This is a genomic window from Streptomyces sp. NBC_00328, from assembly GCF_036139655.1.
Lineage (GTDB): Bacteria > Actinomycetota > Actinomycetes > Streptomycetales > Streptomycetaceae > Streptomyces.
In genome coordinates, this window is the sequence record NZ_CP108013.1 from 1,302,994 (window position 1) to 1,318,631 (window position 15,638).

Annotated in this window: 13 protein-coding genes and 1 pseudogene; 9 read left to right on the forward strand and 5 right to left on the reverse strand. The window is 67.2% G+C overall.

What is annotated here, in order from left to right; genetic code table 11:
• Window positions 1–3 precede the first annotated feature (3 nt).
• Genes kdpB through kdpF form a run of 3 tightly spaced genes read right to left on the reverse strand, consistent with a single transcriptional unit; the run spans window position 4 to window position 3,892 of the window.
• Window positions 4–2,133 carry a potassium-transporting ATPase subunit KdpB gene (kdpB, locus tag OG485_RS05540; protein ID WP_328664882.1) on the reverse strand — a complete coding sequence of 710 codons (2,130 nt, stop codon included), beginning with the start codon at window positions 2,131–2,133 and terminating at the stop codon, window positions 4–6.
• Window positions 2,130–3,794, reverse strand: a complete 1,665-nt coding sequence (kdpA, locus tag OG485_RS05545) for a potassium-transporting ATPase subunit KdpA (protein WP_328664883.1) — start codon at window positions 3,792–3,794, stop codon at window positions 2,130–2,132. The genes kdpB and kdpA overlap by 4 nt, the downstream gene beginning before the upstream one ends.
• An 8-nt stretch (window positions 3,795–3,802) precedes the next feature.
• Window positions 3,803–3,892, reverse strand: a complete 90-nt coding sequence (kdpF, locus tag OG485_RS05550; RefSeq protein WP_055544543.1) for a K(+)-transporting ATPase subunit F — start codon at window positions 3,890–3,892, stop codon at window positions 3,803–3,805.
• Between the two features lie 1,158 nt (window positions 3,893–5,050).
• On the opposite strand from kdpF, the gene OG485_RS05555 reads away from it, so the two are divergent.
• The 9 genes and pseudogenes from OG485_RS05555 to OG485_RS05595 all read left to right on the forward strand — a co-directional run bounded on the left by OG485_RS05555 (window position 5,051) and on the right by OG485_RS05595 (window position 12,429).
• Window positions 5,051–7,306, forward strand: coding sequence for a glycoside hydrolase domain-containing protein (locus OG485_RS05555; protein WP_328664884.1), 2,256 nt, complete (start codon window positions 5,051–5,053; stop codon window positions 7,304–7,306).
• Window positions 7,306–7,653: a hypothetical protein gene (locus tag OG485_RS05560; protein ID WP_328664885.1), complete on the forward strand. Its 348-nt coding sequence runs from the start codon at window positions 7,306–7,308 to the stop codon at window positions 7,651–7,653. The genes OG485_RS05555 and OG485_RS05560 overlap by 1 nt, the downstream gene beginning before the upstream one ends.
• 20 nt (window positions 7,654–7,673) lie before the next feature.
• Window positions 7,674–8,387, forward strand: coding sequence for a hypothetical protein (locus tag OG485_RS05565; RefSeq protein WP_328664886.1), 714 nt, complete (start codon window positions 7,674–7,676; stop codon window positions 8,385–8,387).
• A gap of 410 nt (window positions 8,388–8,797) precedes the next feature.
• Entirely contained in the window at window positions 8,798–9,325 is a 528-nt protein-coding gene (locus OG485_RS05570) for a hypothetical protein (RefSeq protein ID WP_328664887.1), read from the forward strand.
• Window positions 9,318–9,755, forward strand: coding sequence for a hypothetical protein (locus OG485_RS05575; RefSeq protein WP_328664888.1), 438 nt, complete (start codon window positions 9,318–9,320; stop codon window positions 9,753–9,755). The genes OG485_RS05570 and OG485_RS05575 overlap by 8 nt, the downstream gene beginning before the upstream one ends.
• Before the next feature lie 71 nt (window positions 9,756–9,826).
• Complete coding sequence (locus OG485_RS05580; RefSeq protein ID WP_328664889.1) at window positions 9,827–10,435, forward strand: peptidase inhibitor family I36 protein; 609 nt, start codon at window positions 9,827–9,829, stop codon at window positions 10,433–10,435.
• Between the two features lie 9 nt (window positions 10,436–10,444).
• Window positions 10,445–10,953: pseudogene (locus tag OG485_RS05585) on the forward strand (NF041680 family putative transposase); the annotation flags it as partial.
• Between the two features lie 277 nt (window positions 10,954–11,230).
• Window positions 11,231–11,818, forward strand: coding sequence for an RNA polymerase sigma factor (locus tag OG485_RS05590; RefSeq protein WP_328664890.1), 588 nt, complete (start codon window positions 11,231–11,233; stop codon window positions 11,816–11,818).
• Window positions 11,815–12,429 (forward strand): hypothetical protein, encoded by a 615-nt coding sequence (locus OG485_RS05595; RefSeq protein ID WP_328664891.1) that lies wholly within the window; start codon window positions 11,815–11,817, stop codon window positions 12,427–12,429. Before OG485_RS05590 ends, OG485_RS05595 begins: the two co-directional genes overlap by 4 nt.
• 290 nt (window positions 12,430–12,719) lie before the next feature.
• On the opposite strand, the gene OG485_RS05600 is transcribed toward OG485_RS05595, so the two are convergent.
• On the reverse strand, window positions 12,720–13,856 hold the full coding sequence (locus OG485_RS05600) for an FAD-dependent oxidoreductase (RefSeq protein ID WP_328664892.1): 1,137 nt from the start codon (window positions 13,854–13,856) through the stop codon (window positions 12,720–12,722).
• Window positions 13,857–14,612: 756 nt separating this feature from the next.
• Window positions 14,613–14,936, reverse strand: a complete 324-nt coding sequence (locus OG485_RS05605) for a hypothetical protein (protein WP_328664893.1) — start codon at window positions 14,934–14,936, stop codon at window positions 14,613–14,615.
• Window positions 14,937–15,638 lie beyond the last annotated feature (702 nt).

Below are 15,638 nucleotides of genomic sequence, written 5' to 3' on the forward strand. Positions count from 1 at the left end.
GGATCAGCCGATTCCGGGGATGAGGGAGATGAGCAGGTCGATGATCTTGATGCCGATGAACGGGGCGACCAGGCCGCCGAGTCCGTAGATCCCGAGGTTGCGCCGAAGCATCTTGTCGGCGCTGACCGGGCGGTACTGCACGCCCCGCAGGGCGAGCGGCACCAGCGCGATGATGATCAGCGCGTTGAAGATGACGGCCGAGAGGATCGCGGAGTCGGGCGAGGACAGGTGCATGATGTTGAGCTTGTCCAGGCCCGGGTAGACGGCGGCGAACAGCGCCGGGATGATCGCGAAGTACTTGGCGACGTCGTTGGCGATGGAGAACGTCGTCAACGCGCCCCGGGTGATCAGCAGTTGCTTGCCGATCTCGACGATCTCGATGAGCTTGGTGGGGTTGGAGTCCAGGTCCACCATGTTCCCGGCCTCCTTGGCGGCCGAGGTTCCGGTGTTCATGGCCACGCCGACGTCGGCCTGGGCCAGTGCGGGGGCGTCGTTGGTGCCGTCACCGGTCATCGCGACGAGCTTGCCGCCGGCCTGTTCCCGCTTGATGAGCGCCATCTTGTCCTCGGGAGTGGCCTCCGCGAGGAAGTCGTCGACGCCCGCCTCCTCGGCGATCGCCTTGGCGGTCAGCGGGTTGTCGCCCGTGATCATGATGGTCTTGATGCCCATGCGGCGCAGCTCGACGAACCGCTCCCGCATGCCGTCCTTGACGACGTCCTTGAGGTGGATGACGCCCAGGATCCGGGCGCCCCTGCCGTCGTGGACGGCGACGAGCAGGGGGGTGCCGCCGACCTCGGAGATCCGGTTGGCGAGGGTGTCGGCGTCCGTCGAGACAGTGCCGCCCTGTTCCTTGACCCAGGTGATGACGGACCCGGCCGCGCCCTTGCGGATCTTCCGGCCGTCGATGTCCACACCCGACATGCGGGTCTGGGCGGTGAAGGTGATCCACTCGGCGCCCGCGAGTTCGCCCTGGTGGCGCTCGCGCAGCCCGTACTTCTCCTTCGCCAGGACCACGATGGAACGGCCCTCGGGTGTCTCGTCGGCCAGCGACGAAAGCTGGGCGGCGTCGGCGACCTCGGCCTCGGTCGTGCCCGTCACCGGGACGAACTCCGACGCCTGTCGGTTGCCGAGCGTGATGGTGCCGGTCTTGTCCAGCAGCAGCGTCGAGACGTCGCCGGCGGCCTCGACCGCGCGGCCGGACATGGCGAGCACGTTGCGCTGCACGAGCCGGTCCATGCCGGCGATGCCGATCGCGGAGAGCAGGGCACCGATGGTAGTCGGGATCAGACACACCAGCAGGGCCACCAGCACGACCGTCGTGAGGTGGGTGCCGGCGTAGTCCGCGAACGGCGGCAGGGTGGCCACCGCGAGCAGGAAGACGATGGTCAGCGAGGCGAGCAGGATGTTCAGCGCGATCTCGTTGGGCGTCTTCTGCCGGGCCGCGCCCTCGACCAGGGCGATCATCCGGTCGATGAAGGTCTCGCCGGGCTTCGTCGTGATCTTGACGACGATCCGGTCGGAGAGGACCTTCGTGCCGCCGGTGACCGCGGACCGGTCGCCGCCGGACTCCCGGATGACCGGGGCGGACTCGCCGGTGATGGCCGACTCGTCGACGGACGCGACGCCCTCGACCACATCACCGTCGCCGGGAATGATGTCGCCCGCCTCGCAGACGACCAGGTCACCGATCTTCAGCTCGGTGCCGGGCACGTGCTCCTCGCGGTCACCCACCAGACGCCGGGCCGCCGTGTCGGTCTTGGCCTTGCGCAGGGTGTCCGCCTGCGCCTTGCCGCGCCCTTCGGCCACCGCCTCGGCCAGGTTGGCGAAGACGACGGTGAGCCACAGCCAGGCACTGATCGCCCAGCCGAACCAGTCGCCCGGGTCCTTGAAGGAGAACACCGTCGTCAGCACGGAGCCGACCAGGACGACGAACATCACGGGCGACTTGACCATGACCCGCGGGTCCAGCTTGCGGAACGCGTCCGGCAGCGACTTGAGCAGTTGCTTGGGGTCGAACAGACCCGCGCCGACCTTTCCTTCGTCCTTGTGGCCGGTCGGCACATCGCTGTGCGGCGCCCGAGTGGGAGTAGTCGTGGACACAGCGTCCTCTTGGTTGTCCATGCGAGTGGTCATGACGCCAGCCCCTCGGCCAGCGGGCCCAGCGCGAGGGCCGGGAAGTAGGTCAGACCGGTGATGATCAGGACCGCGCCCACCAGCAGACCGGTGAACAGCGGCTTCTCGGTCCGCAGGGTGCCCGCGGTCGCCGGGACCGGCTTCTGCTCGGCGAGCGAACCCGCCAGCGCCAGGACGAACACCATCGGCAGGAATCGGCCGAGCAGCATGACCAGACCGATCGTGCTGTTGAACCACTGCGTGTCCGCGTTCAGGCCGGCGAACGCCGAACCGTTGTTGTTGGCGCCCGAGGTGTAGGCGTAGAGGATCTCGGAGAATCCGTGCGCGCCGCTGTTGGTCATCGAGTTGCCCGGGGTCGGCAGGGCCATCGCCGCCGCGGTGAAGATCAGCACCAGTGCCGGGGTGATCAGGATGTAGCAGGCCGCGAACTTGATCTCGCGGGTGCCGATCTTCTTGCCCAGGTACTCCGGTGTACGCCCGACCATCAGACCCGCGATGAACACCGCGATGACCGCCATGATCAGCATGCCGTAGAGGCCGGAGCCGGTACCACCCGGCGCGATCTCACCCAGCTGCATGCCCAGCATCGTGATGCCGCCGCCGAGCCCGGTGAACGAGGAATGGAAGGAGTCCACCGCACCCGTCGACGTCAGCGTCGTGGACACCGCGAAGATCGACGAGGCACCCACACCGAAACGGGTCTCCTTGCCCTCCAACGCCCCGCCCGCGATGTCGAACGCGGGACCGTGGTGGTGGAACTCCGTCGCCATCATCAGCGCCGCGAAACCGATCCAGATGGTGACCATCGTGGCGAGGATCGCGTACCCCTGCCGGATACTGCCGACCATCTGGCCGAAGGTCCGGGTCAGCGCGAAGGGGATGACCAGCAGCAGGAAGATCTCGAAAAGGTTCGAGAACGGGGTCGGGTTCTCGAAGGGGTGGGCGGAGTTGGCGTTGAAGTAGCCGCCACCGTTGGTGCCGACCTCCTTGATGGCCTCCTGCGAGGCCACCGCCCCGCCGTTCCACTGCTGCGAACCGCCGAAGAACTGGCCGACCTCGTGGATGCCGGCAAAGTTCTGGATAGCGCCGCACGCCACCAGGACGACCGCGGCGGCCACCGACAGCGGCAGCAGGATACGGACCGTGCCACGCACCAGGTCGGACCAGAAGTTGCCCAGCTCACCGGTCCGCGATCGGGCGAAGCCGCGGACAAGAGCCACCGCCACCGCCATGCCGACGGCCGCGGAGACGAAGTTCTGCACGGCCAGACCGGCGGTCTGCACGACGTGGCCCATGGCCTGCTCGCCGTAGTACGACTGCCAGTTGGTGTTCGTCACGAACGACGCGGCGGTGTTGAACGCCTGGTCAGGGTCGATCGCCGTAAAGCCGAGCGATCCGGGCAGATGGCCCTGGACGCGCTGGAGGAGGTAGAGGAAGAGGACGCTGACGGCGGAGAAGGCGAGGACACCGCGCAGGTACGCGGGCCAGCGCATCTGCGCATCGGGGTTGGCGCCGATGCCCTTGTAGATCCACTTCTCGACGCGCAGGTGCTTGTCGGAGGAGTAGACCCGGGCCATGTAGTCGCCGAGGGGACGGTAGGCGAGGGCCAGCGCCGCTATCAGAGCCAGCAGCTGGAGCACGCCGGCGAGGACGGGACTCATATCGAGGCTCAGAACCTCTCCGGGAAGACAAGGGCGAGGACGAGATAGCCCAGCAGGGCGACGGCCACGATCAGGCCGACGATGTTCTCGGCGGTCACAGCTTCGTCACCCCCTTGGCGACGAGGGCCACCAGCGCGAACACCGCGATCGTGGTGACGACGAAGGCCACGTCGGCCATCGTGAGCTCCTAGAAGAGGTTCGGATCGAACGGACGATTAGAGGTAACCGTCCCTCTGGCCGAATTCGAGCGTCGTTGACGGCTCCCATACGGAGGCTCGGACACTGTTGACGGAACTCTTACGTCCTGCTCATTCATCTGCCGGAAACGCTCGCCCATCAACCTGAGACGTCGACGGTCGGCGCCATCGAGGTGCGGGATACGTCCTGGCCGAGGCCGCGCACGCCTCGGGTGTCACTTCGCTGGTGGACGCCGGAGTCGTCCTGGGCGGACGGGGCGACCGCCTCACCAACGCGCGCATCCGCCTCCAGCTCCACGCCGTCTACGGCACGGTGGGAAAACCTCTGGCAAGGTGCCGCGGAGCCTCGCCGCGGGAGCGCGCTCACGGGCACTGTCAGGCGTGTGTCCAGCGGCAACCACTAAGCGAACACATCCGCCGACAGCCGGGTAGCGGCGGACAGCCGGTGAACCGCCGACAGCCCCACGCAATCCGACACGGCTCAGGTCGGCGGCATGCGCCGAATCGCTGCGCCGGGCGATCGAGGGCGACGAGTTCGACCGCCCGGATTTCCCACCCGGTCACCGAAATCGCTCTGGGTCCCGAGCAGGACCAGCCAACGTTGCGAGTGTGGAGACGACCACCGAGGCGAGCACGACTCCGGCAGCCTGTGCCGCCGTGGCCGTCGGCCACCTCGTCGTGCAAGACACGATAAGAGTCTTGAGTGGGGGCACGACCAGACTCCCGGGAGCGGGGGCTGAGATCCAAGGGGGCCTACTTTCGGCCACTTTGATGCGAGGCCCGACGCCCGGGCGACCCTTGCTCTTCACGGGGATTCTCCGTGACCACAACAGGATCATGATGTCAGCCGACCGGTCGATGTATCGCTTTCGCGCCATAGGAGAGGGGCGATCTGCCAGTTTTCTCTTGCGTCTCAGGGTTATCGCCTGCCTACAGTGGTCCCACTCGCCTCGAACGCGTCTGACCAGCCGTTCGAAAAGAGGGGGGTATTGGCGCGGACCATGGGGGAGCCGTTTGCCTCTTCGTTTGATTTCCCCTGCCCAAAGAGGAGGGGTGCCGATGGCCGACGAGATGGTGTTACAGGCGCAGAAGTTCGTCAACGCGACTTATGGCAGCCGCATCGGCATGACCGTCAAGGAGGACGGGCAGACCAGCTGGAATACGATGTATGCCCTCACTCGCGCCCTGCAGTGGGAGTTGGGGATCGCTTCCCTGTCCAACAGCTTCGGACCCGGAACATTGTCCGCTCTGCAGACGAAGCATCCGGTTGTCAACGCTTCCACGGCGCCGTCGGCGGACTTCATACGCATCGTTCAGTCTGCCCTGTACTGCAAGGGCTATGACGGCGGCGGCATCGACGGCAAGTTCAGTGACCGGGTCGCTTCTTCGATTTCGCTGCTCAAGCAGCGCATGGGCGTGGACCAGGCCTACCAGGGCAGCGATCTCGTGCCGAAGGTGTTCAAGGGTCTGCTGAACATGGACGCCTATGTCGGTGTCGGCAACGGCTCCGACTCCGTCCGGAGCATTCAGCAGTGGCTCAACGGACGCTACGTCAACCGGCAGGACTTCTTCATCGTCCCGTGTGACGGGATCTACTCGCGAGATGTGGCCAAGGCCATGATCTACGCCGTGCAGTACGAGATAGGCATGGCCGACGGTACGGCCAACGGGAACTTTGGCTCCGGCACTCAGGAAGGCCTGAAGAGGCACACGATCACGGTCGGTGCGAGGGGCACCTGGGTCCTCTTGTTCACTGCGGCCATGATCTTCAACAGGCGTTACGGTGTGGCATTCGAGGGAAGTTTCACCGCCGGCCTGGCCGACGCGGTGCGCGAGTTCCAGGCGTACGTGAAATTGCCGGTCACCGGAGCGGGCGACTTCTCCACGTGGGCCTCGCTGCTGGTCTCCTTCGGCGACCAGTCCCGTAAGGGCGAGGCATGCGACTGCGTCACCAAGATCACGCCTGCGCGTGCGGCGGCGCTCAAGGCGGAAGGCGTCAAGTACGTGGGCCGCTACCTCTACAACCCGGCGGCTGTTCCGACCGGCGACACGAAGGAAAAGGAGATCCAGCCCGGTGAGCTGAAGACCATCGCGGACAACGGGCTGCGCTGCTTTCCCATCTACCAGACCTATGGGCGGGGCAAGGACTCGTTCGGCGCGCCACAGGGCACGGCCGACGCCATTTCCGCTGTGATGCACGCCGAACGACACGGCTTCAAGCCGGGTACCCGTATCTACTTCGCCGTCGATTTCGACGCCGTCGACGATGAGGTCACCAGCAACGTCATCCCGCATTTCCAGGGCATCAACGACGGCATCGAGTCGACCGGAGGCAAGTACCTGGTCGGCGTCTACGGGCCCAGGAACGTCTGCTCGCGGGTGTCGGAACTCAAGCTGGCGGACGCGAGTTTCGTCTCCGACATGTCGTACGCGTTCTCCGGCAACTTCGGCTATCCCATGCCCAACAACTGGGCCTTCGACCAGATCGTCACCAAGACGGTCGGTTCCGGGGACGGCAGCATCAACGTCGACATCGACATCGCCCATGGCAGGGACATCGGGCAGAACTCCTTCGATCCGTCACCGTCCAGCGGTTCCGGCCTCGACGTCGAGTTCAACAACACCTTCTGGGACGCCCTGCGCGCGGACATCCGGGCCTACATGGAGTCGGTCGGCGTACCCGAGTCGAACTGGTACACCAAGTGGACCACGACCGAAGCCATCGACTTCGTGCTCAGCTGGGACAACGTGTTCACCGACCTGGCCCGGCGGTACGGAATGCGCAAGGCACTGATCCAGATCCCCGTGCTCTGGGAAATGCGCCACTACAACGTGAGCAAGATCCTCAAGGTCGACGACCGCTACTCCGACGCCGCCGTGTACCAGTATCACTCCGGCAAACTGCCCGACTGGTGGCCGGATGCGATCACGGACTCGATGCGGGACTCCTCCACCGGTCTGGCACAGATCTTCGGTGTCACCGCGATCAAGGCGAGGAACCTGGCGGTCGACCGCGGGCTGCTGTCCGCGGCGTCGCGGCGGAACCCGGACGACGACGCCGATCTGTTCGAGATCTGGACGAAACTGAGGACGAACAACTCGTTCACCATCGCGACCGTGCCGTTCGTCCACATGTACCACGCCTCCCTGATCGATGTCGCGGGACCGAATGTCAACTCCTCGGAGGCGGACACCGAAAAGGTCCTGATCCGCTATCAGGGAACCACGGAGGACGCCCAGACGGAGGGGAGGAAGCGCATGGGCCTGTACCGGATCTTCGAGAAGTACTACGCGCCGATGCGCGAACACGCCTGATGAAGAGTCTGCGCACCGCATGGCCGGCGCTGCTGGTCAACCTCCTCGTCGGGATCCCGGCCATGGTGCCCCTGTACAGCCTGTGGTGGCTTTCCGAACGCCGATGGGGCGGATCGGTCATCGACCGCTCCAGCACGATCATCGAAGTGTGCGGGGCCGACTGCGACCGGGCCGGCGTGGCCACATGGACCGCGGCCGCGTCCGGACTGCTGGTCCTGCTGCTGCTGGCGTTGGCGGACGGCCTGGTCCCGTTGCGCCGGGACCGGCCCGTGGGGCCGTGGCTCAAGGCCATGCCGGCCGTTCTCGTTCCCTTCTTCATCTTCCAAGCAGTCTCTTCGGCTCTCTAGCCACCTCTGGAGTTACGCACGTGAGCGCTGACTTATCACGCCGCACCCTGCTCTCCCGTACCGCCGCTGTCGTCGGCGCCACTGTCCTGGCCTCCTTCTCGGGGAACGTGCTGCCGGCCCATGCGGCCGCGACGCTTGGGGAGGCTCAGGTCCCGGGCGGAACGGCCACTGGCCGGCCGTCGCTGAACGGCTGGGAGACGGAGAATTCCGCCGACGATGGCGGCGACATATGGACCCGCCCTGTGTCCGGTACGCCTCTCGACGGCGTCCAGGTCCGTATGGGGGACATCGAAACCGTTCTCGTCCATGTCGTCCAGCGGTTCCACTATGAGATCGACCCACTGCGCCGCGACGACGTCGTCGGCTGGCGCCGCCCCGGAACGATCCGGAACGAGCTGGCCGAGTCCAACCTCGCCTCGGGGACAGCAGTCCAGATCCGCCCAGGCTTCTACCCTTCCGGACAGCGGGGCGGCTTCTTCTCCAACCAACTCGTGATCGTCCGTGACATCCTCGCCGACCTGGAAGGTGTCGTCCGCTGGGGCGGTGACGACAAATGGCCTGACGAAGCCCTGTTCTACATCGACACCGCGCCCGAAGACGGCCGCCTCACCAGGGTCGCGGACAAGCTCCGTACATGGGCCGCCACCCCGGGCAAGGGCGCCGGGGCGTCCGCCGACCCCTTCCAGCCGGACAGACGCCGGGCCGCACAACGGCTGGCTCGCCGCCAAGCCTGACTTCCGTACCCGACCGACAAGAAGACTCGCGCTCTGAGCCCCCGGCCCCACCGGGCTTCCCCGGAATCCTGTGGGGCCGACTGCGCCCGCTCCTGCCACGACGTCGATCCTGACTTCGATCCTGCCGGGCCCGTTTCGGAGCCCGCGGGCCGCGGCGGCATGACGGAACCCGACCAGGATGCGCGGACCGTTCGGTCTGCGCGCAAGAGCCGGTGTGCCCGGTCAACCGCCGGAAGCGCACAAAGCCCTGCTCCGGCTGCTCCGCCGACGAATGCGGCGTCCTTCGTGCCACCTCACCCCAAGACATCCATCCCGGCCCGCGTCCTGGGCAAGCACCGCTGCTTGGACGGTCCACGTCCCGGCGGCGGGGGCTTTTTGATCCTGCCTGTTCACCAACAAAGGAAGTGCTGATGCGTCACCTGCTCACGTCTGTCGGATCGATCGGCGCGGCCGTGGCTTCTTGCATGCTGCTGGCAGCCCCGGCATCCGCCACGGACCAGTTCTCCCGTTCCCAGTTCGATGTCGTCTTTCCCGGTCAGAAACCCGCGACGACCTACTACGTGCAGAACACCGTCAAGCTGAAGGACGGGCTCATTTCGGGCAAGTCGACGGCGAGCTGGCAGATCCTTGACGATCAAGCCATCGACCTGTCCGAGCGGTTCACCAGCTTCAAGATCACGACAAGGCTGGAAGAGCGCCTCACCAAGACAAGCGAGGACCACGTCGTCACGACCAAGACGTGCGATCTGACCCGACTCGTCAACGACAACTACACCTGGTTCCTCGACGAGCCGGTCAACAACTGCCTGGCCCCGTCCACGGTTTACGACGGTGAGGTGTGGTGGTCGGCCGATTCGACGGTCGTCTACGACATCGAGGGCGACGGCAAGGCGGCCATTACCAAGGACCTGCAGGGCTCACCTCTTGTCCATGGCTGACCCGTCGCAGGCGGAGACCGGGAAGAGAACCCTGCCCGCGTTCCTGCTGATTGCCGCCGTCCTGCTCTCGGGATGCAGCACAGAGACCTCACCGAAGAGCGACTCGGCCGCTGCGGGCAGTCAGCCGACGGTCGGCGCGTCTTTGGCCAGGAGCGACCGCGACCTGGCGGCACGCTACCGAAGCGCCGGCGGATACCGGGACGTGTACGGCCTCAAGTACGTGAAGAGCCGGGCCGGTGTGCCGACCCTCACCGTGTGGACCCGTAAGAAGTCCGGCTACGGAAGCGGATTCGACGAATTCGACAAGACGTTGACGTCTTTCCTGACCGGAACAGGCGTCAACCTCCAGCAGGGCTACGTCCTCACTGTTCATGGCCCCGACGGGGCCATATTGCACCGCTACGACACCACATCGGAGAACAACCCTTGATATCCAAATCCCTTGCTTCCGCCCTCCTCTGCACCGTCTCTGCAGGTGCCCTCCTCCTCGGCACCGGGCCGTTGGCGCACGCCGACGAACCCGTCCCGGAACCGTCGGTCACCACAACCCCGGCCCCGGTCGAGGAAGGGCCGACGGAACCGGTGAAGCCGGTGATCGCCGACTACCGGGGACAGAAGATCGACCTCTCCTCGTCATGGGAAGGCGCCAACATCTGCACCGAACTTCCCGACGGCGAAGTCCATTGCTACGACACGACCGAAGAATCCCTGGCAGATCCGGATCTGCCTGCGAAAGTCCGAGAGGACACCCTCAAGGCCTCGAAACTCCAGGCTGCTTCGGACCCGCGCGACAACTGCGCGTCCGACTACTGGTGCCTGTATCAGGACGCGAACTACAAGGGCAGGCGTCTGCAGTTCTCCAGCAGCGGCAAGAAGAATCTCGGCGACTACGGATTCCGGGACAAGCTCAGCTCGGTCTACTACTGGGTCGCCCGTTGGCCGCTCAACTACGGATTCGCGACGATCTGGGACTCACGTTCAGGTGTGCTGCACGACCGGCAGCGCGATCTCGAGCCTCCGCACGGCTGGTCGAACTTCAAGAACATGGACTACCCCGGTGGCGGCAACTGGAACGACAAGGTCGACGTGTTCGAAGTCAAGCGTGCATGAGAGGCACCGCAGACGTGGGATCGGGTCCACCCACGGCTGACTCACCGTTCGGTCTGGCTGGAGCACGACGGTGAACTCCCCTTCGTTGAGGGCACCTTGGCCGCCTCAAGGTCGAGCACCTCCCCAAGGACCGCCAGGCTCCGCCGGTGTGGCTGTGGTCCTCGAAGACCGGCGCCGCTCCGGAGGACGTGGACCTGTGGTGGCAGGTGTTCCTCAGGAGATTCGATCTGGAGCACACGTTCAGGTTCGGAAAGCAGACACTCGGCTGGACCACCCCGAAGACCCGTACTCCCCAAGCCGCGAACCGCTGGACCTGGCTCCTGGTCGTCGCCCACACCCGGCTCCGCCTCGCCCGGCCCCTCGCCACCGAACTCCGCCGGCCCTGGGGAAAACCGGCCAAGCCCGAACACCTCACCCCAGCCCGGGTCCGCCGGGGGTTCAGGAACATCCGCGCACACCTGCACTGCCCCGCCCATGTTCCTCAACCAACCGGAACCGGACCAGGACGCCCTCCCGGTGTTTTCCCCTACCTGTGGGGCAGGGGCCCGGTGGGCATCTCAAGAGCCGGACCGTGGGTGGTGAGGTGGCGGGCGAGCCTGGTGAGCCCTTTCCTCCGGAGCAGGTGGCGATCGCGCAGGGGCGACTCGCGCGGGGTGTGTACTCACGGCAGACTCGTGCTCCGTGTCACGCCTGCCGATATGGCCCGAGCCTGAATCCGCCAGGGGGTGTAAGAGATCCGGCCCGGCCGTACATCTCCCGGTTGACGGCCGTTGACGGGCGGAACATGGAGGTGTTGTGGGACGACGACGAACAACCGCCGGGGAGTACGGTGACCCGGCCGGACACCGGGCCCTGGAGGCTCTCTATACGGCTCATGCTGATCGGGTCCTGGCGTATCTGCTGCACCGTACGGACCGGGAGACAGCACAGGACATCCTGTCGGAGACCTTCGTGCTGGCCTGGCGCAAGTCCGGGTCCGTACCCGACGATGCCCTGCCGTGGCTGCTCGCCTCGGCCCGGCGGCTGCTCGCCAACCGTGTGCGGTCCGACCAGCGGTACCGTGCGCTGACCGAGCGCTTGGCGGTGATGGCCGACCGGACGGGGGCCGCGGAGATCGGGGACGCGATAGGGACGCGGGCCGAGGTGGCCGCTGCGCTGTCGGCGCTTTCCGAACAGGACCGGGAGGTACTCGTGCTGAGTGCCTGGTACGGACTGACGGCCAGGCAGGCGGCCGTGGTCATGGGCTGCACGGCCACTGCCTTCGCTGTGCGCCTGCACCGGGCACGCAAAAGGTTCCGGGCGGCGCTGCCCCGTGCAGGCCATGCGCAGCCGGTCCATGGCGCTCTTGCCCAGGCCCACTTCACCCAACGGGAGTCAGCATGAAGCAGACCGTCACCCAGCGCAGCCAGGCGTCCGACCTCGACGCCGTCCGCGCCCTGCGCCCCACCGGCGACGGCACCGACGGCTGGGCGGCGTCCGAAGACGGCCAGGCCGTCCTGCGGGAGATCCTGCGACGTACCGAGCAGCCGCGTGGCACGGCCGGTTCCGGGAGGCGTCGGCACCTGTTCATGGTGGGTACGGTCACGGCCGTCCTCCTCGGGGGCGCCACCACGGCTGCCGTAGCCACATTCGGGCCATGGGGCGAGGACGGGCGCAATGTCATGTGCGCTCGCACGCTGTCGCCCGAGGCGGACCTGAGCCAGCTGCCGCTCAAAGCCATGAAGGATTTCGATCCGCAGGGCGCGGCGCGTTCCTGCGCGGCGGCCTGGGACCGGATGTGGAACCGGACCATACAGGGCACAGGGCCACAGACTCCCAAGCCGACCCGGTTCGCGGCCTGCTATTTCCCCAACGCCCAGCCCGACAGCGGCGAGTCCTCCGCCACCGACGGCCATGGGGAACTCGGCGGGCCGGTGATCTACCCGGCGGACGGCTACCCCACAAAGGAGGCAGCCTGCGCAGCCATCGGCTCCAGGCCCGTGGCAGGCGGTTGAGACCGACGGTTTACGCCAGTTGGCATTCATTGGCGATCCGGGGCGCTCCAGGTGGCGGAGCCAGCGAGCCACCGCTCGACCAGGTTACTCCAGCAGCGTTTCGCTGTCCGGCCTGGTCAGATCACTGTGACCAGGCTCGATAGTCGGAACCAGGTCAAGGTCGTGACCTGCACCGATGCCAAGTAGCTTGAGCGGCTGGCCGCATGAAATCAGCAAGATAGTCGGCACTTTGGTACACCGCCCTACGCTGGTGAAAATTGGTGGGGGGGTGCCCCTTCTTCGGGGACAGCTCAGTGACTCGTGGGACGCGGGCGTCCGAGCGCGAACCGGCTCGGTCCGGGCTCTCCGCGTACCAGCGCGGCCGCCATCTCGCCGATGACCGACGCGAACTTGAAGCCGTGCCCGGAGAACCCTCCCAGCACGGTGACCGGGCCCTGCCGGTCGATGACGAAGTCATGGTCGGGGGTGGTGGTGTACAGGCAGGTCACGGCCTCGGGCGCGGTGTGGTCCACGCCGGGGAGCCAGCGCTCGGCGTACGCCGCCAGCTCCCGCAGGATCGCGGCGTCCGGGGTGCGGTCGCGCCGGTCGGGGTCGACGACCGGGCCGACGCCGTGGAAGCCCGCCTTGACGCCGTCGGTGCTGCCGAGTCCGTACACCCCGTCCGCGGTGAGGCCGTCCAGGGGCAGCGCGGCGCCCGGGTGGTGAATGTAGCTGGGCCAGGTGAGCGCGTCCGCCGCGGGGAAGTGCGCGGGCTGCTCCTGGGTAACACGCAGCACCGGTACGCCGCCGACCAGCGGAGCGGTACCGCCGCCCAGCATTCCGGGCGCCCAGCCGCCGACCGCGACCACGACCGCATCGGCGCGCAGTTCCTCCTCCGTGTCCGTGACCACCCTGACCTCGGCGTCGCCGTGCACCGACAGCCCGGTCACCCGGACGCCGTGCCGGACCTCCGCGCCGTGCGCCCGCGCCGCCTGCTGGAAGGCGGTGACCGCCCCGTCGGCGTGCAGGCGTCCGGCCTCCGGGTGGAAGACCGCGCCGGTGTCGGCGCGCAGCCCCGGCCAGCGCTCGGCGACCTCCTCCGGGTCCAGCCGCTCGGCAGGGTGTCCGGCGACGGTCAGCGCCTCGTACAGTGCCTCGGTCGTGGCGGCCGGGCCGTGGTCGACGGCTCCGGTGAGGGTGAGCACCTGCCGTCCCGTCTCCTGCTCCAGCCGCCGCCACAGCGGCAGCGACCGCACGGCGAGACCGACGTAGAAGGGGTCCGTGTAGGCCAGCCGGAAGATCCGCGAGGTGCCGTGCGAGCTGCCCCGGTCGTGGCCGGGCGGGAAGCGCTCCAGCAGGGTGACGCGGTCACCCTGGGCAGCAAGCCGCCACGCGGCGGACGAGCCCATGACCCCGCCACCGATGACGACGACTCGACGAGAAGACACGATGCTCGATCCTTTGGTGAACGATCCGGACCGACCGGGCAACCGGACGCCCCGAGGTTTTCCGGTGTGACCTGCAACTTTCTATCAGCCGTCAGCCCGGAGCGAACCGGCCGGGTCGCCGCCGCCCGCCCCCTGTGCCCGTCGACACGCTCGACCGTGCTCCAACTCCCCTTTCCCAGGCTGGTTTGCGAGTGAACAGGGCCATTCGGACCGCAAGGCCCATACGTTGCAGCCAGGCGCCGATGTCGCTGTCGCCGAGTCGGGTCAGGTCGGGTCGCAAGTCGTGGGCTACCTGCTGGCCAACTGCCACCTGACCTTCCGTACCAACGGTCCGGTCGTATGGGTCGAGGAAGTGACGGGTCGACGAGGGCCACCGCAGGTCCGACGTCGGCCGAGAACTCATGGGCTACGCCGAGAACTGGGCACGCGAGGGCGCCCCGCCTACCTCGCGCTCGCGAGCCGGCGGGCAGGACCGTTCCACCTCGCACTCGGCTATGGAGACTCGGCCGTCTTCTTCGCGCCCCGGTGCGGAACCGCCACGCCGCCGCCTCGACGACCGTGCGTCGATCGACAGGCGGGCGGCCCGTGGCCCTCACGCCCGGGAACAACGGCCCGAGCACGACCCACGTCTCATCCGAGATCACGTCACGCGACACAAGCACAAGGCTGCGCCCGACGAATTCGAAGACCCTCTGGCAACACGCTCCAAGGCTGACCGAGACTCGTTGCCCGCGCGCACCACGAAGCGTCTACTGGTCAGAAGGGATCGGTGAACGAGATCGGCTTGCCGGTGGCGTGGGCGTATGCGATCTCCCTGCTCGTGGACTCGCCGACATATCCGCCCGGGTTGACGACCAGAACCCGGTCAGCCAGGTCGATCTTGCGCAGGTGGAGGGCGTCCAGCGCGGTCTTCTGCTCGTTGGTGATCAACTCGTCCGCTTCGTGATCCTCGGCGCGCAGGAAGACGCCTGGCGCGACGACGATGACACCTGCGAAGGTCAGATCACGGTTCGCCGCGCTCATCTCGTCCACGAACCGGGTAGAGCCGCAGATGCAGACGATCTCAGGTCGGTCGGGCACGGCTCAGTCCTTCGGGTCGAACGGGAACCGTCAGTGTGCGCGTAGCCATCACAGACGGGCATACGAGCCAACAGTTTACGCAGCGAGATGGACTCCACACGGCTGCACCGTCGCAGGCGGGAGGCGTGGCCCGTGCGGGGAATGACGCTGCTCGACGCCGAAGTCCGGGGTGCACCCGGCTCACCAGCTTCCTTTGACAACACGGCCTGACCGCCGGGCTTCCCCCCTCCCCGGCAGCGAGAGGCACATTCCAACTGGGCCGCCGGGGAAGGGAATGCGTTCTTCAGCCATGCGTGGGTCACGGCGTGCATCGTGACCCACGCCGCAGGCTGCGGAAGTGACGGGGGTTTGACGGTGATCCGAGCCGCGTTGAGCCGAAGTCAGCTCTGCTCAGGGGGGTCTGCCGCACCAAAAGGCACGCATCGCGCCTCGTCCGGGTTCACCGCGCCGGCGCGAAGCAGGCGGGCGGAGGCCGGTTGCCGCCGAGCACCGCCTGCAGGTCATACTCCGCCCCAGCCGACCGACGTCGACCGCGTCGCCCCTCCACCACGGCCGGCCTTCGACGCGGGAGAGGGTTCCGGGCGCCGGCGCGGTCGGCGCCGACGGCAAGTGCGTGCGCAGCCGACGGGCGCCGAACCCGCGCAGCCCGGAGCGCCAGGGCTTCTGCGCACCCCGGCGCCTCGCGTCGGCCCGCTGCTGCAA